General features: G+C 69.1%; 23 protein-coding genes and 1 pseudogene. 13 read left to right on the top strand and 11 right to left on the bottom strand.

What is annotated here, in order from left to right; genetic code table 11:
* Window positions 1-4 precede the first annotated feature (4 nt).
* Together ACFOSH_RS33265 and ACFOSH_RS33260 are read left to right on the top strand one after the other, a co-directional pair.
* Window positions 5-406, top strand: a complete 402-nt coding sequence (locus ACFOSH_RS33265; protein ID WP_378243743.1) for a hypothetical protein — start codon at window positions 5-7, stop codon at window positions 404-406.
* Window positions 403-1,236: an ROK family protein gene (locus ACFOSH_RS33260; protein ID WP_378243741.1), complete on the top strand. Its 834-nt coding sequence runs from the start codon at window positions 403-405 to the stop codon at window positions 1,234-1,236. Before ACFOSH_RS33265 ends, ACFOSH_RS33260 begins: the two co-directional genes overlap by 4 nt.
* A gap of 80 nt (window positions 1,237-1,316) precedes the next feature.
* On the opposite strand, the gene ACFOSH_RS33255 is transcribed toward ACFOSH_RS33260, so the two are convergent.
* On the bottom strand, window positions 1,317-1,775 hold the full coding sequence (locus tag ACFOSH_RS33255; RefSeq protein WP_378243739.1) for an FkbM family methyltransferase: 459 nt from the start codon (window positions 1,773-1,775) through the stop codon (window positions 1,317-1,319).
* Between the two features lie 129 nt (window positions 1,776-1,904).
* Between ACFOSH_RS33255 and ACFOSH_RS33250 the strand changes: the two genes are divergently transcribed.
* Both ACFOSH_RS33250 and ACFOSH_RS33245 read left to right on the top strand, forming a co-directional pair.
* Window positions 1,905-2,477, top strand: a complete 573-nt coding sequence (locus ACFOSH_RS33250) for a TetR/AcrR family transcriptional regulator (RefSeq protein WP_378243737.1) — start codon at window positions 1,905-1,907, stop codon at window positions 2,475-2,477.
* Entirely contained in the window at window positions 2,474-3,880 is a 1,407-nt protein-coding gene (locus ACFOSH_RS33245; protein WP_378243735.1) for an MFS transporter, read from the top strand. Before ACFOSH_RS33250 ends, ACFOSH_RS33245 begins: the two co-directional genes overlap by 4 nt.
* On the opposite strand, the gene ACFOSH_RS33240 is transcribed toward ACFOSH_RS33245, so the two are convergent.
* Window positions 3,837-4,223: a hypothetical protein gene (locus ACFOSH_RS33240; RefSeq protein WP_378243733.1), complete on the bottom strand. Its 387-nt coding sequence runs from the start codon at window positions 4,221-4,223 to the stop codon at window positions 3,837-3,839. The two genes, ACFOSH_RS33245 and ACFOSH_RS33240, sit on opposite strands and share 44 nt — an antisense overlap.
* A gap of 184 nt (window positions 4,224-4,407) precedes the next feature.
* On the opposite strand from ACFOSH_RS33240, the gene ACFOSH_RS33235 reads away from it, so the two are divergent.
* Window positions 4,408-5,208 (top strand): endonuclease I family protein, encoded by an 801-nt coding sequence (locus ACFOSH_RS33235; protein ID WP_378243731.1) that lies wholly within the window; start codon window positions 4,408-4,410, stop codon window positions 5,206-5,208.
* 629 nt (window positions 5,209-5,837) lie between these two features.
* Here ACFOSH_RS33235 and ACFOSH_RS33230 read toward each other — a convergent pair.
* Window positions 5,838-6,461: a hypothetical protein gene (locus tag ACFOSH_RS33230; protein WP_378243753.1), complete on the bottom strand. Its 624-nt coding sequence runs from the start codon at window positions 6,459-6,461 to the stop codon at window positions 5,838-5,840.
* A 207-nt stretch (window positions 6,462-6,668) separates the two neighbouring features.
* On the opposite strand from ACFOSH_RS33230, the gene ACFOSH_RS33225 reads away from it, so the two are divergent.
* Window positions 6,669-7,001, top strand: a complete 333-nt coding sequence (locus tag ACFOSH_RS33225) for a hypothetical protein (protein ID WP_378243729.1) — start codon at window positions 6,669-6,671, stop codon at window positions 6,999-7,001.
* Between the two features lie 25 nt (window positions 7,002-7,026).
* On the opposite strand, the gene ACFOSH_RS33220 is transcribed toward ACFOSH_RS33225, so the two are convergent.
* On the bottom strand, window positions 7,027-7,527 hold the full coding sequence (locus ACFOSH_RS33220; protein ID WP_378243728.1) for a GNAT family N-acetyltransferase: 501 nt from the start codon (window positions 7,525-7,527) through the stop codon (window positions 7,027-7,029).
* A gap of 64 nt (window positions 7,528-7,591) precedes the next feature.
* Complete coding sequence (locus tag ACFOSH_RS33215) at window positions 7,592-10,267, bottom strand: ATP-binding protein (protein ID WP_378243727.1); 2,676 nt, start codon at window positions 10,265-10,267, stop codon at window positions 7,592-7,594.
* 297 nt (window positions 10,268-10,564) lie between these two features.
* On the opposite strand from ACFOSH_RS33215, the gene ACFOSH_RS33210 reads away from it, so the two are divergent.
* The 4 genes from ACFOSH_RS33210 to ACFOSH_RS33195 are packed head-to-tail and all read left to right on the top strand — an operon-like array spanning window position 10,565 to window position 15,760.
* On the top strand, window positions 10,565-12,160 hold the full coding sequence (locus tag ACFOSH_RS33210) for a S8 family peptidase (RefSeq protein ID WP_378243726.1): 1,596 nt from the start codon (window positions 10,565-10,567) through the stop codon (window positions 12,158-12,160).
* Complete coding sequence (locus ACFOSH_RS33205) at window positions 12,157-12,741, top strand: RNA polymerase sigma factor (protein ID WP_378243724.1); 585 nt, start codon at window positions 12,157-12,159, stop codon at window positions 12,739-12,741. Before ACFOSH_RS33210 ends, ACFOSH_RS33205 begins: the two co-directional genes overlap by 4 nt.
* The gene (locus ACFOSH_RS33200) at window positions 12,738-13,208 is read left to right on the top strand and encodes a hypothetical protein (protein ID WP_378243722.1); all 471 of its coding nucleotides are present in this window, start codon (window positions 12,738-12,740) and stop codon (window positions 13,206-13,208) included. The genes ACFOSH_RS33205 and ACFOSH_RS33200 overlap by 4 nt, the downstream gene beginning before the upstream one ends.
* Before the next feature lie 8 nt (window positions 13,209-13,216).
* Window positions 13,217-15,760, top strand: coding sequence for a CHAT domain-containing protein (locus tag ACFOSH_RS33195; RefSeq protein ID WP_378243720.1), 2,544 nt, complete (start codon window positions 13,217-13,219; stop codon window positions 15,758-15,760).
* A 16-nt stretch (window positions 15,761-15,776) separates the two neighbouring features.
* Here ACFOSH_RS33195 and ACFOSH_RS33190 read toward each other — a convergent pair whose 3' ends face one another.
* On the bottom strand, window positions 15,777-16,805 hold the full coding sequence (locus ACFOSH_RS33190) for a sensor histidine kinase (RefSeq protein WP_378243718.1): 1,029 nt from the start codon (window positions 16,803-16,805) through the stop codon (window positions 15,777-15,779).
* A gap of 17 nt (window positions 16,806-16,822) precedes the next feature.
* Complete coding sequence (locus tag ACFOSH_RS33185; protein WP_378243716.1) at window positions 16,823-17,482, bottom strand: response regulator transcription factor; 660 nt, start codon at window positions 17,480-17,482, stop codon at window positions 16,823-16,825.
* Between the two features lie 100 nt (window positions 17,483-17,582).
* Between ACFOSH_RS33185 and mptB the strand changes: the two are divergent.
* Window positions 17,583-18,860 (top strand): annotated as a pseudogene (gene mptB / locus ACFOSH_RS33180) (polyprenol phosphomannose-dependent alpha 1,6 mannosyltransferase MptB); the annotation flags it as partial.
* Window positions 18,861-18,963: 103 nt separating this feature from the next.
* Here the strand turns inward: mptB and ACFOSH_RS33175 are convergent.
* Window positions 18,964-19,803 (bottom strand): helix-turn-helix transcriptional regulator, encoded by an 840-nt coding sequence (locus tag ACFOSH_RS33175; RefSeq protein WP_378243714.1) that lies wholly within the window; start codon window positions 19,801-19,803, stop codon window positions 18,964-18,966.
* A 100-nt stretch (window positions 19,804-19,903) separates the two neighbouring features.
* On the opposite strand from ACFOSH_RS33175, the gene ACFOSH_RS33170 reads away from it, so the two are divergent.
* The gene (locus tag ACFOSH_RS33170; RefSeq protein WP_378243712.1) at window positions 19,904-20,167 is read left to right on the top strand and encodes an Atu4866 domain-containing protein; all 264 of its coding nucleotides are present in this window, start codon (window positions 19,904-19,906) and stop codon (window positions 20,165-20,167) included.
* Window positions 20,164-20,949: an SDR family NAD(P)-dependent oxidoreductase gene (locus tag ACFOSH_RS33165; RefSeq protein ID WP_378243710.1), complete on the top strand. Its 786-nt coding sequence runs from the start codon at window positions 20,164-20,166 to the stop codon at window positions 20,947-20,949. Before ACFOSH_RS33170 ends, ACFOSH_RS33165 begins: the two co-directional genes overlap by 4 nt.
* A gap of 16 nt (window positions 20,950-20,965) precedes the next feature.
* On the opposite strand, the gene ACFOSH_RS33160 is transcribed toward ACFOSH_RS33165, so the two are convergent.
* The 3 genes from ACFOSH_RS33160 to ACFOSH_RS33150 form a co-directional block, all read right to left on the bottom strand.
* Window positions 20,966-21,307, bottom strand: coding sequence for a helix-turn-helix domain-containing protein (locus tag ACFOSH_RS33160; protein WP_378243707.1), 342 nt, complete (start codon window positions 21,305-21,307; stop codon window positions 20,966-20,968).
* Window positions 21,308-21,386: 79 nt separating this feature from the next.
* Window positions 21,387-22,256, bottom strand: a complete 870-nt coding sequence (locus ACFOSH_RS33155; RefSeq protein ID WP_378243705.1) for an aminoglycoside phosphotransferase family protein — start codon at window positions 22,254-22,256, stop codon at window positions 21,387-21,389.
* A gap of 234 nt (window positions 22,257-22,490) precedes the next feature.
* Window positions 22,491-23,723: a cytochrome P450 family protein gene (locus ACFOSH_RS33150; protein ID WP_378243703.1), complete on the bottom strand. Its 1,233-nt coding sequence runs from the start codon at window positions 23,721-23,723 to the stop codon at window positions 22,491-22,493.
* Window positions 23,724-23,952: the final 229 nt, after the last annotated feature.

Genomic DNA, 23,952 nt, shown 5'->3' with positions numbered 1-23,952 from the left:
GGTGATGGGCAAGACAGCCACGCTGGTCCTCCACGCGCTCGTGAGGGTCAAGGTCCGGCCCAGATCGGTCCTGCCCGGGCGGCAACGCTGGGACATCCCGGTGATGCGTGGCCGCCCGGAGGTCGCGAAACTGCTGGCGGCCCGGCTGGAGAGCGCCTCCGGCGTGCTCAGGGCCCAGGCGAGCCCGGTCACCGGGACGATGCTCGTCCACCACGCCGCGTCGCTCGACCAGGCCGAACTCGGCCGGGTGGTGCGGCGGACCGTGACCACGGCCGTCGGCGAAGCCCGGGCCCGGGCGGGACGAAAGGATTCCCGGCCCGGGACGGGGCCGGGCGTCCTGGCCACCGGCGCCGCGGCCACGGTCGCCGCGTTCGGGATCTGGTCCGGGTTGCTGCGCGGCCGATGACCTTCCTGGCACTCGACATCGGCGGTACCAAACTCGCGGTCAGGGCCGCGTCGGCAGACAAGACGTGGGAGCGGATCGAACCGTGGCCACGGGACGGAGTGGAGTCCGATCTCGCGCTGCTGCGTGCCGTGCTGGCCGCGGCGCCGCCGGAGGTCGTGCGGGCGGGAGTGTCCGCCGCTCCGACGGTCGATCTCGACGGCCGGGTGACGGCGTGGCCGAGCAGGCCTTCGTGGTGCGGCCTCGACCTGCGCCGGACCATCGAGGAGACCATCGGCGCGCCGGTGCTCTTCGGTGACGACGGCACGCTCGCCGCGGTCGCCGAAGCCGAAGCGAGCGGCTGTGCCGACCTGGTCTACCTCGGGCTCGGGACCGGCGTCGGCGGCGGGGTGATCAGCGACGGCCGCCTGCTCCGGGGCGCGTGGGGCACCGCGGGCGAACTCGGGCACCTGCCGATGGACCCGGCCGGGCCGCCCTGCCGGTGCGGACGTGGCGGCTGCCTGCAGGCCTTGCTCTCTCCCGAAGCCCTTTCCCGCCGGACAGGGCTCCCCTCGGAGGAACTCGTCACTTCCGGGAAAGTGGTCGCCTTCGTGGCCGAAACCCTGGCTCGCGTCGTCGTGCTCCTGTCCGAACTGGTCCAGCCGAGCCGGGTACACATCGGCGGCGGGTTCGGCGTGGCGTTGCCCGGTCTGCCCGCGCGCGTCGGAGAACGCTCGCGCGTCTGGATCAGGCAAGGACATCGGCTGCCCGCCGTCGCGACGGCGGCCTTCGGCGCGCATGCGTCGCTGGCGGGGGCGATGGTGCTGGCGAGAACGGGCGGAACGAAGCGGTGAAGTCGCCATCAGTCGCGATGGGCGTAGACCATGTGGATGTCGGTGCCGGAGAAGTACTCCTCGCGGAAGTACTCGACGCGTTAGCCGCGCCGGTCCAGTAGTCCGCTGATCCCGGCGAGCCGGCCGTCCTTGTCGTGCACCTCGATGGCCAGCCTGCGCACCTTCGCCCACTGATCGTCCGCGAGGCCGTTCAGCACCTCCAGCTCCGCTCGCTCGACGTCGATCTTCAAGAAGGAGATTTCGTCGATGCCGGTGCCGGAGGGGGCATCCGCCAGCGTGGTCACGGTCGAACCTGTCCCAGAACTCCGCCCGGAACTCGGCGGACGGATCGAACTGCTCGAACAGGACCCGGACGTTGTGGCGGTCTTCCTCGTCGTCGACGTGCAACGTCGACATGGTCGAGCGGTGCGGGTAGTAGGTGAGCAGTGCTTCCCCGGTCGCCGAACCGAGGGCGAGGTTGGCCACCCGCGCGCCCGGCGCGTACCGCGAGCAGTTCTCCGCAAGGCAGTGGTAGGACGCCGACGCGGGTTCGAACGCATAGATCCGGGCGCCCACATCGACCATCACGCTGCCCGGCGGAAGGTTCGAAACCCCTTTCGAATCCGGGTTCATCCGCGGGTAACCGGCGTCACATGTTGTTAGTAGTTAGTAACCAGTAACTTAGCTCCATGGCCGAACGGATGAGCGGGACCGAGCGACGCACCCAGGTGCTGGCCATCGCGGCGAAGGAGTTCGCGGAGCACGGGTTGCACGGGGCGTCGACGGAGGCGATCGCGAGACAAGCGGGAATCACCCAGGCGTATGTCTTCCGGCTGTTCGGGACGAAGAAGGCCCTGTTCCTGGAGTTGATCCAGGCGGCGTTCGAGCGGGTCAGCGAAGGCATGCGAGACGCGGGCGAAGGGAAGGATGGTCTGGGGGCGCTGTCGGCGATGGGTGCCCAGTACTTCGACCTGCTGGCCGACCGGACCGGATTGTTGTTGCAGCTTCAGGGCTTCGCCGCGTGCGGTGATCCGGAAGTGCGGGACGTCGTGCGGGAGTGCTTCGGGCGGATGTGGGACACCGCCGAGGACGGGACCGGGCTCGAACCGGTGACCGTGAAGGCCTTCCTCGCGTTCGGGATGCTGCTGAACGCCGGCGCCGCGATGGACCTCGGGCAGGTCGAAGCCGGGTGGGCCGACGGTGTCCGCACCCGGATCCAGCCAGGGCTGTTCGCGCACGTCACCACCGAAACGAACCGATGAGCGGCCGCGGCGACGTCGCCACCCGGCGGGACGGACGGCTGAGCCTCGCCCTGGTGTGCACGGCGCTGGCGGGAGCGGTGATCGGCAGTGTCGGGGCGCCCCTCATCACTCCGGTCGCCACGGGAACGCACGTGTCCCTGGACGCCGCGCAGTGGACTTTGACGGTGCCCCTGTTCAGCGGCGCGATCGCGGGCCCCGTCCTCGGCAGGCTCGGCAGCGGCCCGTACCGCCGCGTCACGATCCTGGGCACCCTCGCCGTGGTCACGGCGGGCGGGCTGCTGACCGTGCTGCCGCTTCCGTTCGCGGCGTTGGTGATCGGACGCGGCCTGCAGGGGCTCGCGATCGCGGTCGGGTCGCTGTTGATGAGTGTCGCCCGCGAACACCTGCCGCCGGAGCGCTCGGCGTCCACGATCGCCGCGCTGTCGGTCGCGACGACGGTCGGCATCGGGGTCGGCTATCCGGCGGTCAGCCTGCTCGACCAGGTCGCCGGTCTGCGCGTCGCCTACGGGCTCGGGCTTCTCCTGTCCGCGGCCGCGCTCGTCGTCGCCTGGCGGACACTGCCCGCCGAGGCACCGGGGGAGCGTCCCCGGATCGACGTCCCCGGCGCGCTGCTTCTCGCCCTCGGCACCCTCGGGCTCCTTGTGGTCATCGCCGAACCCTCGATCTGGGCGAACGCGTGGACGGCGGCAGGCATCCTCGCCGGTGCCGCCGCGGCCCTGGCCGCGTGGACGTTCATCGAACGGCGCGCCACGGCACCGCTGGTGAATCTGCGACTGCTCGGCCAAGGTCCCCTTCTGCGCGCGAATCTCGCGATACTCGTTGCCGGGACAGGGTTGTACCTGCTGTTCAGCGTGTTCACCCGCTACGTGCAGACCCCGTCCGGCGCCCACTATGGTTTCGCCCTCCCCGGTGTGGCCGCGGGGGCGGCACTGATCCCGTTCTCGCTGCTCGGGTTCGCCGCCGGGAAAGTGGCGCCGCGCCTCATCGCACGGTTCACCGAACGATGGACTTACACGCTCTCGGTCGCGATCGCCGTCGTCGCCGCACTGTTGTTCGCGGCCGGACCTCAGTCGCTCTTCGTCGTCCTCGCCGCGATCGCCCTGCTCGGCTTCGCCGTCGGAGGTGTCTTCGCGGTGATGCCCAAGCTCGTCCTCGTCGGTGTGCCCCGGGAAGAGACGGCCAGTGTGCTCTCGATCAACCAGATCTCCCGCAGTATCGGGATGAGCATCGGCAGCGCGCTCGCCGGTCTCGTGCTCGGTGCCGCGACTCCGGACGGCGCCGTGTTCCCGGCCCAGAACGGCTATCTCACCGTCGTGTTGTGGGCCCTGCTCCCGCTCGCCGTGAGCGCGCTCATCATCGTCAGGCGCGATCCTTCAGCCATCGGTCCGCCGTCCGCCAGATGACCTGCGGATCGACCTCGGCGGCCTGCCAGGTGGTGGCGCGGGTGGTGCCGAGGTCGCGGTACTTCCGCATGATCGCGACGTGGGCGGGGAGCCCGACGAAACCGCGGAGGCCGGTGCGGTCACGCCAGACCGAGACCGAGCCCAGCCGCCGTCGCGACGGTTCGGCCCACAACCACTGGCCGATCGCGCCGGGTAGCCGGGGCCACTCGCGGCTGAGCGTGTAGCCCGCCCGGTACGCGCCTGGCGTGCGCCGAAAGTCGTTCAGCGTCAACTCGGTGACGCTGACCAGTACGTCTCCCGTGAAGTCCGTCGCCGGGCCGGTGATCCACTTGCTCCTGATCATGCGCTCTCCTCATATCGTTGTACTTGGTAGATGATACGCACATGCTTATGACTGTGCGTCAAGTGGAGTAACGCCTCTTGACACCTGTGACAGTATTTTTCCAACTACATGACTAGTGCGTTGCCAGGGTTGTGACTGTGCAGACGACGATCCGGGTCGGCGCCTCTGGGGAGAGGATCTGTCCATGCAGCCAACCCGCCGTCTTTCGGTGGTTCTCGCACTCGGCGCCGCGGCCGGGATCGCCTTCGCTTCGCCGACCATCGCGGGACCACTCGTCGCCGACGGCGGGGCGACGGCCGCCGACGACTACTACAAGGACGCGGAGGGCAAGACCGGCGCCGAACTCAAGACGGCGTTGCACGGGATCATCGGCACCGGCACCAAACTGACCTACGAACAGGTGTGGGACGGGATCAGGGCCACCGACGAGGATCCGGCCAACCCGGCGAACGTCGTCCTGCTCTACAGCGGCCGCTCGCAGGCGAAGACCGCCAACGGCGGGGGAGTCGACGACTGGAACCGTGAGCACGTCTGGGCCAAGTCGCACGGCGACTTCGGCACGGCTGTCGGGCCCGGCACCGACCTGCACCATCTGCGCGCGGAGGACGCGTCCGTCAACAGCACCCGCGGGAACAAGGACTTCGACGCCGGCGGCTCGCCCGTCGAGGAAGCGCCCGGGAGCCTCACCGATGACGACTCGTTCGAGCCGCGGGACGCGGTCAAGGGCGACGTCGCCCGCATGATCCTGTACATGGCCGTCCGCTACGACGGCACCGACGGATTCCCTGACCTGGAACCGAACGACGCCGTCGACAACGGCTCCAAACCCAACATCGGCCGGCTCTCGGTCCTGATGAGCTGGAACACGCAGGACCCGCCCGACGCGGGTGAGCAGCGCCGGAACCAGGTCATCTACGACCAGTTCCAGCACAACCGCAACCCGTTCATCGACCACCCGGAATGGGCCGCGTCCATCTACGGCTAAGGGCTTGGTCGCTTCGGCTAATGCTTTCGTGAGGGACGAAGCGGGCCGGAAACCGTGCCCTGCGGCGCGATGGCTGCGCTGGCAGGTGTCGCGGTGAGGCGTCGGTCGGGTTGGTCGTGAGTGGCGATTCGGGTTCTCTTGAGAGGTAAGGCAAAGGTGGCGTCGTGCCTGAACCCGCGGTGAGCGAAGACGTGACCCGCGTGATCCGTCTCTGATCACGAGTGATCGCCCATCTCGCCCGAACACGACACCTTTGACCTGCTTCTCAATAACCCGAATCGTCACTCACGACCACCCCCGACCCGCTCGGTGCCGTCACCTGTCTTCCCCAAGTACGTGAAGGGGTCCTTCACGCGCGGCCGCTGTGACGGCTGGGGCGAACGTGGCGATCCTGACGGTAGTGAAGGGCTCCTTCCCTACCGTCAGGGTAGGCAAGGAGGCCTTCACGGACTGGACCTGCGCTCAACCGCGGCCAGAATCCAGTAGGTGCCCAAGACGCTTTTGGCTCTAGCCCGAGCCATTCATGGCCGCGGTCGTGACCGAGGCTTTGTGCGGATTCGCAACACGCGCTGGGAGTGAGCGCTGCGGTGAGGCGTCGGTCGGGGTGGTCGTGAGTGGTAAGTGTCGTTCTAACGACCCGAATCACTCACGACCACAATGCGGGCAAGGGCAGCGACGACCGAGACCGCATGGCGGGGCAGGTGCTGACCAGCCCAATCCGTTGCCAGCGCAAGGAAACCGGCGAGGTCCCGCTCGGCTTTACCGAGAAGGCGCCGGAGATCGACGGCGGGCAGCTCGATCACCGGACTGTCGCGCTGTTCCGCGTCGACGGTCAGCCGGACGGTCTCGCCGTGACGTTCGGCCATCGGATCGGGATCGTGCCCGAACCCGATCCGATGGCCGCCGCCATCGAGGACCTGGTACCACTCGCGCCAGTCCTCCAGACCGTTGCAGCAGCCCGGCAGAAGAGTCACGCCTGTGGCGCTGTCCGTCACCCGCAGCCCTCCTGCGGCGAAGAGCGTGTCGAAGGTGAGCAAGCCGTGCAGGAACGACTCCAACGGGTCGGAGGGACGGGGAGGGCGGTCGTTGTGTTCGGGGTCGATGTCGTTGTCCGCGACGATGGACATCATCGCGGTCCCGACCTCCAGGGGCGTGAGCTCGCCGCTGAGCGCCAGATGGCCGAACGATTCGACCTCGGCGACCGGCCAGAGGGCGAAGCCGTCAGTCGCGCGGACTTCCAGGACGGGCTGCATCGTGATCACCCGGCCAGTATCGCGTAACCCGGCCGTCAAACCTCCTGATTATTTGGTGAGCTCTCCTCCCGCACGAATCCGAGCCGCCCTAAAAGGCGGACTCCGCGGCCCGTTCGGCGAACTCTTCGAACCCGCTCGGCAGGTGCCGGAGGAATACAGTCCTCTTTGTGTCCTGATTGGACATAACGACCGTACGAAGGGATGAACATGCGAAAGCTCGTTCGCAGGGTCGGCGGTATGGCCGCCGCTGCTTCACTGACCGGCGGCATCATGGTCGCGGCCGCCTTGCCCGCTCAGGCAAGCTTCGTCACGCCGGTGTACGGAATGACCTGCGACACCGGTTACAGCTCGACCTACCAGGCGTGGGGAGTGTGCAACGCGCCCGGTCCGGCGAAGTGGAAGCTGCGGGTCGACTGCAAGTTCGGCGGGACATACGACACGATTTGGCATTACCCGCCGCAAAACCAGTGGTACCGGATCGACCACGACATCAGCTGCAACGTCGGCGTCAACTCCGTTTCCGTTGTCGAGGGGAGCTGATACTGCTTGGTCTGCAGCGCGGCGGTCAGCGGGCGATCTTCCGGTGGAAGCACACCCGATCGTGGCCGGGGCCGTCGTAGTCACTGTGCACGGGGAGGCCGTCGACCATTCGGTCTCCGGTTTCGAGAGTGAAATTCATGGCGCGGTGAAAGGCGATGGACCCGCTGTTGACCGGCGAGGTGATCGCCCGCACGTCCGTGCGACCTGCTTCGGCGGCACGCTGGAAGAAGGTCGTGTACAGGCGGCGGGCTGTCCCCTGTCCACGAAGCCGCGGGTCCACGCCCACGAAATGGATGTACGCCTCCGCGTCGTTGTCGGTGGCGTAGAAGCCGACAAGGAAAGCCCTGATACCGGTTTCGTCCTCCAGGACCAGGCTCGTACTGGAGAAGAACTGCAGGAACAGTTTGGGGAGCAGAAGGGAAAGTTCGCGAGCCTGCTCGGGTGTCCGTGAGTCGCCCCACCACTGTTGTACGCAGGTGACGATCTTTCCGTGGTCGGAGACGCGGGCTTGACGCAGTTCCGGCATGTGTTCCCTTTCGGAGCCAGGAGTCGTGGTGCGACACCGTTTCTATCAGGGAACCGCTTCCGTCTCAGTCGCCTTGGCTGGAAGACGCGTCGTGGAGGCGCTGGCGGACCTCGGCGGCTCTGTTGGGATAGCCGGTGTCGTCGTAGACAGCGACGGCCTCTTCCCAGCAGGCGATGGCTTCACGGGTGTTACCGAGTTGATGAAGGCAGGTAGCGAGGACGTCCAGCGGCTCGGCGATGGTTTCGTCGCGGTTGAGGGGTGTTTTGTGGCCGATGGCGATCGCGTCCCTGCACAGAGCGATCGCGGTGTCAGGAATACCCAGTTGACGCCACGCACGTGCCAAGTGCGTCAGTGCTGCCGCTTCGCCGACGATATCTCCGGCTTGGCGGCGTAGGCGCAGGCCACGTTCGGCATGATCGAGCGCGACCTGGATGCGGCCGAGGCCAAGGTGAGCGACGCTCAGATTTCCTTCCACGACAGCCTCCCAGCGTCTGGTCTCGAGCCCTCGGCTCAGTGGCAACGCCAAGTCGAGCCACCGCACCGCTTCATCGAACTTGCCCTGTCGGAGCAACAGCAGGCCATGGTCGTTGAGTCCGTACACCTGGAGCGGAGTGTCATCAATTTGCTCGGCCAATGCGGCCGCAAGATGGAGGTCGGTTTGGACCTGGTCCCACCAGGCTAGGTAGCCGGCTATTTCCCCGCGGCCGAGCCGGAGGATCGCTTCCTGGGCACGGTTGCCTGCGCGGTTCGCGGCTGCTATCCCGGCGCCGTAGGCGTCGATCGCTTCGCGCGGGCTGCCTGCGGAGCCGAGGAATCGACAGGAGCGGGCGAGGAGGACGGTGTGGTGGTCGAGCCGGTGATCGACGGCCTGCTGGAGCGTGGCCAGAATGTTGGCGCGTTCGGTGGTGAGCCAGGCCCATGCCTCGTCGAGATCACCGAGGGCGTGCGGGTGGTCGGGTTCGGCTGTCGTAGGGATTGGCGAGGCCAAGGGGTAGAGGCGGTGGTCGGCGGCGTGCGCGGTGTGGGCATACCAGGTCAGCATGGATTCCAGCGCCCGATCCCGATCGTCCTCGGAGTCGTGGTGGCGCGCCTGGTCGGCGGCATAGGCGCGCAGCAAGTCGTGAAACCGGTACCGCCCACCGGCGGTGGGCTCGATCAGATGCGCGTCAGCCAACGCACCCAGCAGAGGGCGAGTAGAGGCGGGGGAAAGTCCGGCGAGCGAGGCGGCGGCGGGCAGGGACAGGTCTGGTCCGGGATGCAGCCCGAGGCGCCGGAACAGTCTTGCCTGCTCGGGCGGGAGTCGCCGGTAGGACCAGTCGAACACCGCCCGGACGGCGGCCTGCTCGTCACCGAAGTCGCTGAGGACGTCGAGCCGGGTGCTGTCGTCGGCCAGTTCGGCGACGACCTCGGTGACCGTCAAAAAAGAGTGGGCGGCTACCCGGCTGGCCGCGACCCGCAGCGCCAGCGGCAAGCGCGCGCACAGCCGGACCAGTTCGCCGATCGCGTCCGGTTCGGCGGCGGCCCGTTCGGCGCCGAGGATGCCGGTGACCAGGTCGAGCGCTTCCGGTTCGGTGAGCAGGTCGAGGGTGAGGCGGTGAGCGGCGTCGGTGACGACGAGGCCGGTGAGGCTGTCGCGGCTGGTGACCACCACCATGCAACCGGCGGTGCCGGGCAGCAGGGGCCGGATCTGCTCGGCGCTGTGGGCGTTGTCGAGGACGAGCAGCGTGCGTTTGCCCGCGAGCAGCGACCGCAGCAGCGCCGCCTGGGCGTCGACGTCGGCGGGGATCGCGCGGGCCGCGACTCCCAAGGCCCGGAGGAAACCGCTGAGGGCTTCACCGGGAGTGACGGGGACTCCGGGGCCGTAACCGCGCAGGTTGACGTGCAGGGTGCCGTCGGGGAACCGGTCCTGGATCCGGTGGGCCCAGTGCAGCGCGAGGGTGGTCTTGCCCATGCCGCCGGCGCCGTCGACCGCGGTGATCACCACCGACTGCGGCCGCCCGTCGTGCTGGTCGGGGCCAGGCGGGATCAGCGCGTCGAGAGCGGACAGGTGCTCGGCCCGCCCCGTGAAGTCCCGTACGGACCCCGGAAGCTGCCGGGGCACCACCCTCCCCGAACCCGCGCGCGGACGCCCTGCCCCGGTACTCGAGTCGGCCGGATAGGGGTGATCGGGCAGGGTGATCCAACCGGTCGTCGCGATCTCCTTGACGTCGACCGGTACCGGCCGCCAGGTCGCGGGCGCGGCGCCGGGGGTGTGGCGGACGACGTCGTCGAACAGCCAGTCCGACGCGATCACCGCCAGCAGCCCGGGCGACGTGGCGAGCGCGGTCTTCAGCGGCGGCGCGTCGCACAGCCGGAACGTCAGCGTCAGGGACGACGACGTGACACCGTGCTCGTCGTAGCCGACCTCTCCGGCGTGCAAAGCGACCCGCAACCGGATCCGCTGCGCTTCCGGGTGAGTGTCGTTGTGCACCCGTAGCCGGGTCACCAGCACCGGCAGCGCCGCCTCCACGAAGGCCGCCTTGTCCACTTCGCCCGGCACCAGCACGAACAGCGCGTCTCCACGGTCTTCGCGGTAGCAGCTCTCCCACGCCGTCCCCGTCGCGGCGAACGCCGTCTCCATGACGTCGTAGAGACCGTCGCGCACCGCACGCTGATGTGGTCCCGTCCGCCGCCGATCCCCGAACCCCTCCACATCGGCCACCACGATCAAATGATGCCGCGAACCCCGCCCCTCGATCATCGCCGCTCCCTCTCCCCGTCCCGCCGGACAGCAAGACACGACAAGGATCTCAAGAACCGGCGGTCAGGGATAAGTGTTGTGAGGCGAGCGCCGGATTCTTCGAAATATTTTCGAAACGGAAAGCCTGGCGGTTCGACGAATTCGTTGCGGTGAATGATGATTTGTTGTCACAACGTGCCTGTTCAAGCGGGGGCGGTTGAATTTCGTTACCCGGTTGAGATAGCCGTTTTGTATCCGTGTCCATCACTTCCGCGACCTCAGTCACATGGTCCGCAGCGCTGTGAGAGGGAGGCCGTGATGGTGGTCAGGTTCGTCTCGCCCGACCCGAACGCATACCCCGTATCGGACACCGTCGAGGAGGCTTACCTGCCACCTGTTCCTCCGGAACTGCTCGAACGTCACGGCGCGCGGGTGCTGAAACCCGCGGACGCGCTCGTCGTCGCCGGGTGGCCATCGGAACGGTCGAGCAGGTTCTTGCCCGCGGTCTACCGCGCGAACGTCCTCGTGATCCCCGCGGACGCGTGGAACGACGGCCCCACCCGCGCCGGTATCGAAGCCGTCCTCAGGGAGATGGGCCTGCGGGCCGTCACGTCCGGCGGTGAGTCGCGCCCGGCGGGTGCGCCGGTCGCGCTCGCCTTGGGGCTCGACAAGGGAGTGACCGCGCGGACCATCGACGCGTGGGAGGCGCTGCAGCGTCTGCGCGCGGCCTCCACCGGCGGCAGGGCGGCGCTCGATCCGGCCACCGTGCGACGGTTTTCCCTGGACCATCTCCTGTTCACCGGGGTGGGCCTGACCGGCGTTCCGTGGGACGTCACCTCGCTGGGCGGGCGCGTCAGCGGTGGCCGGGCGGGGGTCCGGTCACGGATCCCCGTGTCCCTGCCCGGACCCGCGCCGGCGCGTCCCTCGCTGCCGCGCCGTCCCACGGTGCTGGTTCCCGATTCCGGCACCGGCCCGCACCCTTGGCTCGACGTCTACGACCCCTCGCGAGGAGGGCAGCCCGCCGACGAGTTCATCGTCGTCGCACCGGACATCCAGGCGGCGATCCTCGAGAACGAGAGGCTGCTGGCGGTGACGGCGCCGACGGAGTTCCTCGCCGACCATCGCGACGGGCCGATGACGACGGACGCGCTGATCGGCGAGGTCGCCGCGGACGCCGGCCACGGCACCTTCATCGCCGGTGTCATCCGGCAGGCGGCGCCGCGGGCGAAGGTGCTCGCGGTCAGGATCGTGCACACCGACGGTGTCGCCTATCTGTCGGACACCTTGCTCATGCTGCACAAGGCGCTGGACCGGGTCCGTGCGGCGCAGAAGAAGCCCGGCGACCCGAGTCTCATGATCGACGTCATCTCGTTCTCCATCGGATACTTCGAGGAGTGGCCCGCGGCCTCGCAGTACACCTCGCAGCTCGCCGAGGTCATCGGCAAGCTGACCGAACGCGGCGTGGTCGTCGTCGCCGCGGCAGGCAACAGCGCGACGACGCGTGAGTTCTTCCCCGCGGCGCTTTCCACCCGCCCGCTGGGAAAGGGGCCGCGCGTGGTCGGTGTCGGCGCGCTGAATCCCGACGGCAGCAAGGCTTTGTTCTCCAACGAAGGTGCCTACGTGTCCTGCTGGGCTGACGGCGTCTGCGTGGTGAGCACTCATCCGACGGACATCGACGGCTCGGAAACCCCGGATCACCACGTGCCCGCGCTGGGCCGGATGGGATTCGATCCGGACTGTTTCTCGAGCGGGTTCGCGATCTGGGACGGGACCTCCTTCGCCGCTCCGCTGGCCGCCTCGGCGGTGCTCAACGCGCTGATCCGGGCCTCGGAGCAGGAGGAATCGCAGCTCGCGGCCTGCACGCGAGGCGCCACCCGCAAGAGGGCCGAAGCGGCTTTGGAACTACTCCGATGAGCGCGTCGTCCGGCCCACTTGATTTCGAACATCTCGCGGCACTGCTCAAATCCGCCCAGGACGGCGACAGGGAGGCCTTGAACGGGCTGATCGAGATCCTCACCCCGTTGCTGTGGCACGTCGCGAGAGCGCAGGGGATCGACAGGGAGAGCGCGTCCGACGTCGTCCAGACGTCCTGGCTGAACCTTCTCGGTTCCCTCCACGAGATCCACAGCCCGGCGGGCCTGACAGCCTGGCTGATCACGGTGACCAAACGGGAGACCTGGCGGGCGCGGACCCGGCACAGAGCCGAGAGCCCGCCGGACGACGCCTTCCTGGAGTCGGTGTCCGCACCAGGCCCGCGTCCGGACGAGGAGGCGGTCACCGCCGATCAGCGGCGGCGCCTGTGGGCGGCGGTGAACAAGCTGCCCGAACGGTGCCGGACGTTGCTCCGCATCGTCGCCTTCGTGCACCGCCCGGACTACGAGGAGATCGGTTCGGCGCTCGGCATCAAACGAGGCAGTGTCGGGCCGACGCGAAGCCGTTGCCTGATCCGGCTCAGACAGATCCTGACCACCTCCCACGGCGAGGAGTGGAGATGAACGGTATCAACGACGGGTGGATCGACGAACTGGACCGGACGCTCCTCCGGCAAGTACGCGAGCTGTGGGACGAGGCCGATCCGGTACCGGCGACCCTCGTGGAACAGATCCAGTTCGCCATCGGGCTCGAAGACGTCGAACTGGAGGTCTTCCGGCTGGCCGAGACCGGAGGGATACCCGCCGCCAGGGGAGACGAGCGCAGCACCCTGCTCACCTTCGAATGCAGCAGCCTCACGATCATGGTCAGCGTCGGCGCCCGCAACGACGGCACGGTCCGGCTCGACGGGTGGATCCAGCCGCCGTCCGCGCTGCTCGTCGAGGTCAGGACGTCGTCCGGCTCGATCACGGTCAGCTCAGACGAGGAAGGGCGCTTCGCCGCCGACAGGGTGAGCCGGGGCATGGTGCAGCTGATCGTCCGGCCGCCGGGGGAATGCCGGACGATCAGCACCCCGGCCATGGAACTCTAGGCCCGGTCGTGGCGCCGGATCACCGGTCGCCGAAGGATATCGGCGAGCACGCGCGGGAGCTGCACCGCAAGGGGATCGACGCGACCAACAGCGGGCATCCCGTTCGCGGGGCGCGCCTGCTTCGCGCCGCGTTGAGGCTTCTGGATCGGCCCGCGCCCGCCGACGGCACCCTCGTCGCGAGAGTGCTGAGCACGCTCGGCGGTGTCGAGGTCGTGCTCGGCAACAGCGACCACGGCTTCGAGCTGCTGGATGCCGCCGAGGAGATGCCCCTCGCCCCTGGCGACCGCGGAGCTCTCCGTCAGCAGCGCGGGCTGGCCCTGATCCTGGTCGGCCGGATGACCGACGCGCTCGCCTGCTTCGACGAGGCCATCCCGTTGCTGAGACGGTCCGGCGAGCCGGTGGCGCTGGCCAGGGCACTGCTGAACCGCGCGCTGCTGCACCAGACCGCGGGCCGGGTCCGGCTAGCTCTCGCCGATCTCGACGCTTGCGCCGAAATCGCGAGAGCGCACGGCGCCGTCGACGGACTTCCCCGCACACTGGCGAAAGCGCTCCAGGGGCGAGGGCAGGCGAAGGTGCTCACCGGGGACATTCCCGGCGCTCTCCGCGATTTCAGCGCGGCGGCCGAGGTCTACGCGGAACACGGCGAGGGCATGCTGGCCCCGCTCGCGGTGGACAAGGGACGAGCTTTGCTCGCGGCGGGCTTGCCGAGCGAAGCGGCCGCCGAACTCGATCTCGCGCTCGCCCGCTTCCCGCGGCTCCGGATGGATCAGGAGCACGCCGAAGCCGAGCTCACCCGGGCACGAGCCGCCTTGGCGGCCGGGGACCTGGCGGGCGCTCGGCGGTGGGCGGGCCGAGCGCGACGCCGATTTCGCCGACGGGGCAACGACACCTGGGCCGAAGTCGCCGCCCTTACCCTGCTGCGGGCCGACTTCACCGCCGGTGGCCGGATGAAGCCGGTGGCGGTGGACGCGGCGGAACTCGCCACCCGGCTCACGCGGCTGGGGCTCCGCAACGACGCGGAGACGGCGAAACTCCTGGCGGCGAGGGCGAACATCGCCCACGCCGAGCCGGATGCCGCTCGCGCCGCGCTGGAAGATCGTGCCCTGCCCGGTGGCCCGCTGGCGAACCGCCTGCTCCGGTACCTCGCCCGGGCCGAGCTCGCGTGGTCGACAGGGGACCGGCGGACGACCTTGGCTCAGGCGCGGGCCGGTTTGAAAGCGCTGGAGGCCTATCGAAACGGGTTCGGGAGCCTCGACCTGCGAACCGGTGTGGCGTCACTCGGCCGCGACCTGGCCAAGACCGGCCTGACAGCGGCATGGGCGACAGGTTCGCCGGAAGTCGTCTTCCGCTGGCTCGAGCGCTCGCGAGCCCAGGCCTTCGGGATCCAGCAGGTCCACCGGCCCGACGGGGAAACCGCCGACGCCGTCGCCGAACTGCGCCAGCTCGCCGGTGAGATCCGCGCCGCGGAACTCGACGGGACTTCGGCCGCGGAGGCGCGCCGCCGGTGCACCGAACTGGAGCGCCGGATCAGGGCGCGTGGCTGGGAAGCCGAGGGGGCCGCCCTCCAGGTATCCAGGGCGACCTACCGCGGCGTACGCGAGGAACTGTCCAAAAGGGACAGTGTGCTGATCGGATTCCTCGCCGACAAGGACAGGTTCCGCGCGATGGTGATCGACGGCCGGCGCGCGTCGCTGCTCGACCTCGGCGATGCGACCGTGGTGTCCGAAGCGCTCATGCGGCTGCAGAGCGATCTGAACGCGGTCTGCGGCCGGACGCTGCCGCCCGCGCTGGAGCGGGTCATCCGGGCTTCGGTGCGCCGCCAGGTCGGGGTGCTCGCCCAGGAGCTGATCACCCCGCTGCTGCCGGAACTGGGGGACGCCGACGTGGTGGTGGTACCCACGGGAGTGCTCTCGATCGTGCCGTGGGGTCTCCTCGGCCCGCTCCGCGGCCGCCCGGTGACCGTCGCACCGTCGCCGTCCGCGTGGCTCGCCCTCAGCACGGCGCCCGCGCCCGAGACTTCGGACCACGCGGCGGTGCTGGCTGTCGCCGGTCCCGGCCTCGAACACGCCGCGAGCGAGGCGGGGCGCGTCGCGAAGGTCTATCCCCGCGCGGAAGTGCTGGCCGGTAACGACGCCACGATCGAGGCGACGTCGAAGGCGCTGGCCGAATACGATTCGGTGCATCTGGCCGCGCACGGACACCACGAGCAGGAGAACGTGCTCTTTTCCCGGCTCGACCTCGCCGACGGCCCGCTGATGGCCTACGACGTCCAGCTGCTCGAGTCCGTCCCGGCGCACGTCGTCCTTTCCGCCTGCGACATCGGGCAAGCGGTGGTCCGCCCCGGTGACGAGATCCTCGGGTTCACCGCGGCGTTGCTCTACAGCGGGAGCAGAACCGTGATCTCCAGTGTCGCCAGGGTCGACGACGGCGCTGTCGTCCAGGTCATGGAGTCCTACCATCGTGCGCTGGCGCGAGGGACGGTACCCGCCAGGGCACTGGCCGACGCGACCTGTGGCGAAGTGCTGATGCCGTTGGTCTGCTTCGGCCGGTGACCCCGGCCCTGCCGGATCAGGGCAGGATCACGTCCACCCGCAGGCCGCCGTCTTCGCCGGGGACGGCGGACACCCGGCCGTCGTGCGCGGTGGCGATCGAGTGCACTATGGACAGTCCGAGACCGGCGCCGTCGCGGTGGTTCGTACGGTCGGCGGTCAGCCTGCGGAACGGCTGGAACAGCGAGCCGACCGACTCGGCTGGCACGCGCTCGCCGGAGTTGCGCACGCTCAAGGCGGGTTCGCCACCGACGGCCACTTCGATCCAGCCGCCGGGCCGGTTGTACTTGATCGCGTTGTGCACCAGGTTGGCGATCAGCCGCTCCAGCAGGACGGTCTCGCCGGAAACGGTCCGTTCGGCGATTTCACGACGTATGGTGAGTTCGCGTTCGGCCAGCCGCTCGTCGAACCGGGCGAGCACCGAGTCCACCAGTTCGTCCAGCCGCACCGGCACCGTGCCGGGCAGCCCGCGATCCGCCTCGGCCAGCACGAGCAGTCCTTCGATCAGCTGCTCGTTGCGCTCGTTGACCACCAGCAGCTGCGCCGCCAGCCGCCGCACGTCTTCGCCCCCGCCGGTGACCATCGCGACCTCGGCGAGCGTCCGTTGCACAGCGAGCGGCGTCCGCAGCTCATGCGAGGCGTTCGCCGCGAATCGGCGCTGTCCCTCGAAACCGACGGCCATCCGGTCGAGCATCCTGTTCACCGCGGCGGCCAGCGCCCGCACTTCGCCGTCGGTCTGTTCCAAGCGCATGCGCTGGCCGAGGTTCTGCGGCCCCAGCTGCTCGACGGTGGCGGTGAGATCAGGCAGCGGCCGCAGCACCCACGAGGCCACCGGCCGCCGCAGCAGGATCACGAGCACGAGCACCGCGACGAGCGGCAGAGACCACCCGAGTCCGCCCACCGTGTCGGCGCAGCCGGTGCCCCGCGGGCAGAAGTCGTGGTCCACGAATGTCCCGAGCACCATGCCCGCGGACTTGGCGAGCGGGTAGCCGAGCAGCACGAGGGCGATCAGCGCGCCGAGGAGAACCAGTTCGACGCGGCCGCGCATCGACGCAAGCGCCCGCTTCAGGTAGCCAGCCGGTAGCCCGCTCCGGATACGGTGTGGATCACCTGCGGAGTCCCGAGCTTCTTCCGCAACGTCATCACCGTGACCCGCACCGTGTTCGTGAACGGATCGGCGTGTTCGTCCCATGCCTTCTCCAGCAATTCTTCCGGGCTGACTACCCGTCCTTCGGCTCGCAACAGCACCTCGAGGACGGCGAACTCCTTGGGGGACAGGGACAACAGCCGACCGTCACGGGAAGCGAACCGTCTCGCCGGGTCCAGCTCGACGCCGGCTCTGTCGAGCACCGGCGGCAACGCCGGGCGGGCCCGCCGGGCCAGCGCGTGCACCCGGGCGACGAGTTCGGCGAACGCGAACGGCTTGGTGAGGTAGTCGTCCGCGCCGAGGCCGAGCCCGTCGACGCGGTCGCGGATGCCCGCCGCGGCCGTGAGCATCAGCACGCGGGTCTCCCCGTCACCTTCGGCGATCTTCCGGCAGACCTCGTCGCCGTGCACCAGCGGCAGGTCGCGGTCGAGCAGTACGACGTCGTACCGGTGGACGGCGACACGTTCGAGCGCGGCGTCGCCGTCGTAGCAGACGTCCACCGCCATGCCCAGGTGCCGCAGGCCTTCGGTGACGGAGTCCGCCAGCATCCGCTCGTCTTCGGCCACGAGTACGCGCATCAACCATTCCCCACGATCCACAGTAGAACGCCGGACGGATAAAGAACCGATAAAAGCCGATCTTAACGGCCCGAGAGCACCGGCCGGTTAGACCTGCCGCATGATCTTCATCGGGAGGAACGCGGCCGCCGTGGGATTGGCCGGTTCCCTGCTGGTCTCGCTCGGCGCGTTCGGGGCGGGGGCGACACTGCGGGCCGATCCCGTGCCGTCCGGGCACACCCGGATGCTCGCCACCGCTGTGCTGTACCTGGGTCTCGCCCTGCTGCTGGCGGCTTGGGTCCGGTTAGGACACTCGACGCGCGCGGGCCGCACGAGCGCCCGCGAAGTCACGCGGGCGACCTGGCTGTGGTGTGTACCGCTGCTGTGCGCGCCGCCGTTGTTCAGCACCGATCTGTACACCTACCTCGCGCAGGGTGCGGTGGCGCAGGCCGGTCTCGACCCGTACACACACGTTCCCGCCGAGGTTCCCGGCCCGATCACCGACAACGCCGCGGGCGGGTGGTCGTACATTTCGTCGCCGTACGGGCCCCTGCAGTTCCTGATCGTGAAGAGCGTGCTCGCCGTGACCGGCGAGAACCTGGTCCTCGGCGCTTTCCTGACCCGGCTGGCGATGGCGGCAGGGTTGGCGTTGCTCTGTGCCGCCTTGCCCGTCCTGTGCCGGCATCTCGGTGCCCGGCCGGAACGCGCGCTGTGGATGACGACGGCGAATCCGCTGCTGGTGCTGTGCGTGGTTTCGGGCGGGCACAACGACTTGCTGATGGCCGGACTGCTCGCGGCCGGCACGGCGCTCGTGCTCACCCATGCGCCCGGGGTGGGGTTCGCGCTGGTCGCGCTGGCCGCCGCGCTGAAGGCTCCCGCGGCTGTGGCGTTGCCGTTCCTGGTGTGGGTTTGGGCGGCACGGCGACCGGCTTCGCCGCGTGGCTTCTTCTTCGTGTCCGCGGCGGCTGTGTCCATTGTGGTCGTCACGTTCGGGCTGTGCTCCGTCGTCGCCGGGGTCGATCTCGGCTGGATTCGGGCGCTGAGCGGGAATTCGATGCTGGAACCCTGGCTGTCGATCCCGACCGCGCTCGGGAAGATCGGCCAGGCGATGTCGCCCGGCTCCGTGGATGCCGTCGCGGTGTGCCGGATCGCCGGCTGGGGCGTTCTCGCCGGTTTGGTGACGTGGCTGTGGTGGCGTTCACGGGCGGGTGGCGCGGCCGCGGTGCGAGGAGCGGTGTTGGCGCTGCTGGCGGTGGTGGTGCTGGCGCCGGTGGCGTTTCCTTGGTACTTCACCTGGCCGCTGGTGCTCGGTGCGGCGGTCGCGTGGCCGATCCGGTACGTCGCGGTCGCGGCCGCCGCCTCGACGTGGCTCGTGGTGAGCACTCACCCCGACGGGGCGACCCTGCTGCCGCCGTGGGGATTCGGGGCGCTCGCGGTGGTCTCGGTAGGCGTCGGTGTGCTGACCGCGCGGGGAGACTCGCGCGTTCTGTGGTGGAGATGGGTCATTCGCGTCGGACTCCCCGTAACGCGGTCGCGTGGAGGCTGCTCAACAGCGCGAGGGCGTGGGCGCTGGGCGTGGCGGGTTCGGCCTGGTAGACGATCAGCTGCTGGCCAGGGGCGCCACGCACGTCGAACGCCTGGTAGGTGAGAGTGAGCGGGCCGACGTCGGGGTGCACGAGGTGTTTGGGTTCGCTGGTCTTGCCGCGCACCTGATGGGTCTCCCACAGAGTGCGGAACTGCGTGCTGCCTTCGTCGAGTTCGGCCACGAGGTGCCGCAGAGCGGGGTCGTGCGGGTCAAAGCCCGCGGCCGCTCGCAGGTTCGCCACGGTGGCCTGCGCGGTCCAGTCCCAGCGTGCGTAGAACCGTCGTCCTGCCGGGTCGAGGAAGGTCATCCGGGCGAGGTTGTCCACCGCGCGGAAGGGTGAGAACAACGCGTCGGCGAGGGCGTTGGTGGCCAGTACGTCCAGGATGCGGTCGAGTACGAAGGCAGGGGAGTGCGGGTAGCCGTCCATGAGCTGCCGCAGTGCTGGGCTCACGGCCCGGGGCGCCGGTGTGGGGGTGTCGCCCGGTGTGGCGCCGGCCAGCCGGTACAGGTGCTCGCGGGCGTCGGGGTCGAGATCCAGCGCGCGGCAGAGGGCGTCGAGCACCTGCGGCGACGGATTGGTCTCGCGTCCCTGTTCCAGGCGGGTGTAGTAGTCGGCGTTCACCCCGGCGAGCACGGCGACCTCTTCGCGGCGCAGCCCGGTCACCTTGCGGCGGCCCGAGTAGAGCACGCCCGCGTCTTCGGGAGATCGTTGTGCGCGGCGCGCTCGCAGGAACGCGCCCAGCTCACCACTGGCCATGGCATCAGGGTAGGTCGCCGCGCGCCCGGCAGGGTGGGTGCGGCACACCCAGCCACCGCACGTCCTGCCGACGCTCGTCTCCGTCGCCGACGCTGGTGGTATGACGAGCGATATCGACGTGGTCGGCATGTGGGTCACCGCGGACGGGCACATCCGGCAGGAACTGCGCGCCGACGGGCGTTACGACGAAGCGCGCGGCGAACGGCGCAGCGCCTACACCGGTCGCTACACGGTGACCGGGACCCACCTCGACTATGTGGACGACACCGGCTTCACCGCGACGGGCGACATCCGCGGCGGCGTGCTCTACCACGAGCATCTCGTCCTTCATCGCGAGTCCGCCGCCGGGCAGGCACGGCGATGAGCGGTGAGCCGGAGACCCGTGCGCGGGAAGGCGGACGCCTCGACGGAAAGGTCGCGTTGATCACCGGTGCGACCGGCGGCATCGGTCAGGCCACCGCGGAACTGTTCGCCCGTGAAGGAGCATGTCTGGTCGTCACCGACCTCTCCCAGGACACCACGGACGAGCTTGCCGCGCGCCTGAAAACCGGGGGCGCGGATGTGCTGGCGGTCCGCTTGGACGTCTCCTCGGCGGAGAGCTGGAGCGAGGCGATCGAGCTCGCCAGACGGCACTTCGGCCGCCTCGACGTCTTGGTCAACATCGCCGGTGTCGTGGACTGGCCCGGTATCGAGGAGACCACGAAGGACGGCTGGGACCGGGTGGTCGCGGTCAACCAGACCGGCACCTGGCTCGGGATGAAGACCGCCATGCCCCTGCTGCGTGCCTCCGGCAACGCCTCGGTCGTCAACACCTCGTCGGTGCTCGGCCTGGTCGGCAGCGGAGCCGCCGCCGCGTATCAGGCGAGCAAGGGAGCGGTGCGGCTGCTGACCAAGACCGCCGCCGTCGAATACGCCACCCGCGGAGTCCGGGTCAACTCGGTGCACCCCGGGGTCATCGCCACCCCGATGATCCAAGGCCTGCTCGACGAGCAGGGCGACGAACAACCCGACATCGTGCGCACGCCCTTGCGGCGCGCGGGCCGTCCTGCCGAGGTTGCTCCCTTGATGCTTTTCCTGGCCGGTGACGAATCCTCGTTCGTCACCGGCGCCGAGTTCGTGGTCGACGGCGGACTCACCGCACACTGATGACCGGTCCTGATGCTCAGCCGATCGCCAGTTGCTCGATGTCGCTACGGGCGAACATGAGCGTGTGCCCGGCCCGCATCGGCCGAAGCCTGCGTTGCGCGACAAGATCCATGACACCCGCGGGAGACGTGTGGAGTAGCTCCGCTGCCTCGTCGAGCAGGTCCCATAGGCCGTCAATCAGGACGTGTTCGTCCTCGTCGGCTATAGGCGCATGGTCCCGCTCAAGGATCACGGTGAGGATCAGCGCCCACCAGACGAGGTTGGCTCCTCCGTCGGCCTTGAGCACCAGGAACTCTCGGAAGTCGTCGAGGAGACGCCCGCTCGTGCCGAGGTCGAGTCCGGTGACAAAGGTGACCACCTGCCGGTAGTCGAGGTCACTGCCGCTGTTCGTGGAACGTCCTGATTCCGGCTGAACCGCTTGCCCTCGCAAGAGATGGTCAGCCGACGAGGGCCTGGGTGATCTGGCGGGCAGTCTGTGCGGCGACGCGGGGATTGACGGCGGCGTAGGAAAGGTAGGCGTTCAAACCGGTGGCCAGGGCCCAGCCGCGGCCGCGATTCCAAGTGGCGTCGTCCACGTCGAGTGCGGCGCGGAAGGTGGCTCGTGTTTCGGCCGACATGAGGGTGAAGGCGATGATCAGGTCGCAAGCCGGATCGCCGATCCCCAGCTCGCCGAAGTCGATGACCGCGCTCAGGCGGCCGCCGGTCGTCAACAGGTTGCCGGTGTGGAAATCGCCGTGGAACCAGACCGGTGGACGGTCCCATCCGGGCGCGGCGAGCGCGGCGTCCCACAGCTCGCTCATCGCTTCGGCGTCGAAGGTTTCGCCGGTTTGTGCGATGGCGGATCGTGTCGCCGTGTCCCGCGCGGCCAGAGTCCCGCCGGTGAGATCCTCGGTCGTATCGGTGTCGAACCGATGGAGCGCGGTCAGGAACTCGGCCAGCGCACCGGCGGCCTCGTGCGAGCCGGAAAGGGCGTCGACGGTCGCCACCTCGCCGTCCAGCCAGCGCGACACCGCCCACGGCCACGGATAGCCGAAGTCCGGTTCTCCCACCTCCACCGGCACGGGAACGGTCAGCGGCAGGTGCGGGGCGAGCCGGGGCAGCCACTCGGCTTCCTTCCTCGCCTGCTTGATCGCGCCGCTGTGGCGGGGCAGCCGAACGGACAGCTCCTCGCCCAGCCGGTAGATCACATGGTCCGACCCTGCCGGGGCGAACGGAATCAGCGGCAACTCGGCCCATCGAGGGAACTGTGTGTCGACCAGTCGCCTTGCCAGCTCGGCATCGATTGCCGGGGTTGTCTCGGCGGTCAAGAACAGCTCCTGTAGGTCGTAGCGGTCAGGGGAGAGAGGGTTTCATGGCCCTCGTCCTTCGCTCAACCAGTTTGATTTCGGCTGCCCGCCTCGGCCAAGGACATGGTCGGGAAACGGTGCGAGCAAAGATGAGGGCGCGAGGTGTCACTCAGGTGACTGGTGTGTGGAAATAGGGATGACCGGTCCGGCCACGTTTGCCTTGGCCCAACCGAATCTTCGGCGCGACACCCCTCGCTAGGCAGCGGGCGGGCGAGGTCCGTGCAGCAACACCGGCAGCACGCGATGCCCGTTGGAAATAAAGGAGTCGAGGGGCCGCAGCGCGTCCGGGGAGGTCGCGAGTGTCATGTCCGGGAACCGTTCGAACAGGGCGGGCAAGGCGATCGCCGCTTCCATCCGGGCCAGCGGCGCGCCGAGGCAGTGGTGCACCCCGAACCCGAACGCGACATGCGACTTGTCGGTGCGGGCGACGTCGAACGCGTCGGCGTCCTGGCCGTGCAGTGCCGGGTCCCGGCCGGCGGCGGCATAGCCCGCCAGAATCGCCTCGCCCTGCCGGATGACCACGTCGGCGACAGGGATGTCCTCGACGGCGTAGCGCAGCGGCAGGTGCGCCACCGGTGCCTGCCAGCGCAGCGTCTCCTCGATCGCGTCGGGCCAGGAGATCCGACCGGAGCGGATCTCGGCGAGCTGGTCAGGATGGGTCAGCAGCGCGATGATGGCCTGGTCGAGGAGGTTCACGGTGGTTTCGTGGCCTGCCGAGATGAACAGGATCAGGGTGTCGATCAGTTCGGTTTCGTCCAGCCGGGCGCCGTCGTCCTGGCTCTGCGCGGCGATGAGCGCGGTGGTGAGGTCTTCGCCTGGGGCCAACCGCTTGGCGGCGACGAGTTCGGTGAAGATCGAATGGATTTCCTGGTACGCGGCCAGCATCGTCTCTTGGCTCGCCGAGGTCTGGAAGAAGGTGTCGACTGCCTTGCGTAGCGTGGCGCGGGCCGAGTCCGGTACCCCGAACAGCTGGCAGATCACCTCGATGGGGACCGGATAGGCGAAACTCTCCCGCAAGTCAACGGGTTTGCCCGCGGGCAAACCCGCCATGCCGTCCAGCAGTCCGGTCACGATCCGGGTGATCCAGGGCTGCAGGGTGGCGATCCGGCGCGCGGTGAACGCCTGCGCCACGAGTGAGCGCAGCCGTTTGTGGTCGGCGCCGTACGCGGTGAACATGTTCCGCACCGAGACCCACACCAGCAACGGCCAGTCCGCGCTGATGTCGGCGAGCGCCGGCCAGTGTTGCCGAGCGTCTTTGGACACCCGGGGGTCGTTGAGCAGGCCGCGCAACAGTTCGTAGCTCGTCACCGACCAGGCCACCACGCCGCCCGGCAGTTCGACCTGGGTGATCGGGCCACGTTCGCGCAGCCGCTCGTTCTCGGCGTGGATGTCGTGACCGCTCGGGTCCAGCACCAGCGGACGTGTCACCGGAGATCCCCCTTTTCGGCGAATTGGCCGGAGTCCAGCGTGCCAGCCGTCGCCGTCGCCCGGCTACAGCCAATCGGTGGCATGCCCGGCAGGGCCCCGTCAGCCGAATGTGGCATTGGGGACCCTGAGCCTGGATCCACCGGCGTGTTTGTTGGATGGTCTTGATGGTGTTTGTTGATCATGTGTTTGGTGGGTGGGTGTGGTGGATCACCGGTCGTCGCATCCGGTG

It is taken from the genome of Amycolatopsis speibonae, from assembly GCF_042647925.1.
Classification (GTDB): Bacteria; Actinomycetota; Actinomycetes; order Mycobacteriales; family Pseudonocardiaceae; genus Amycolatopsis; species Amycolatopsis speibonae.
This window is presented reverse-complemented; position numbering and strand designations above follow the sequence as displayed.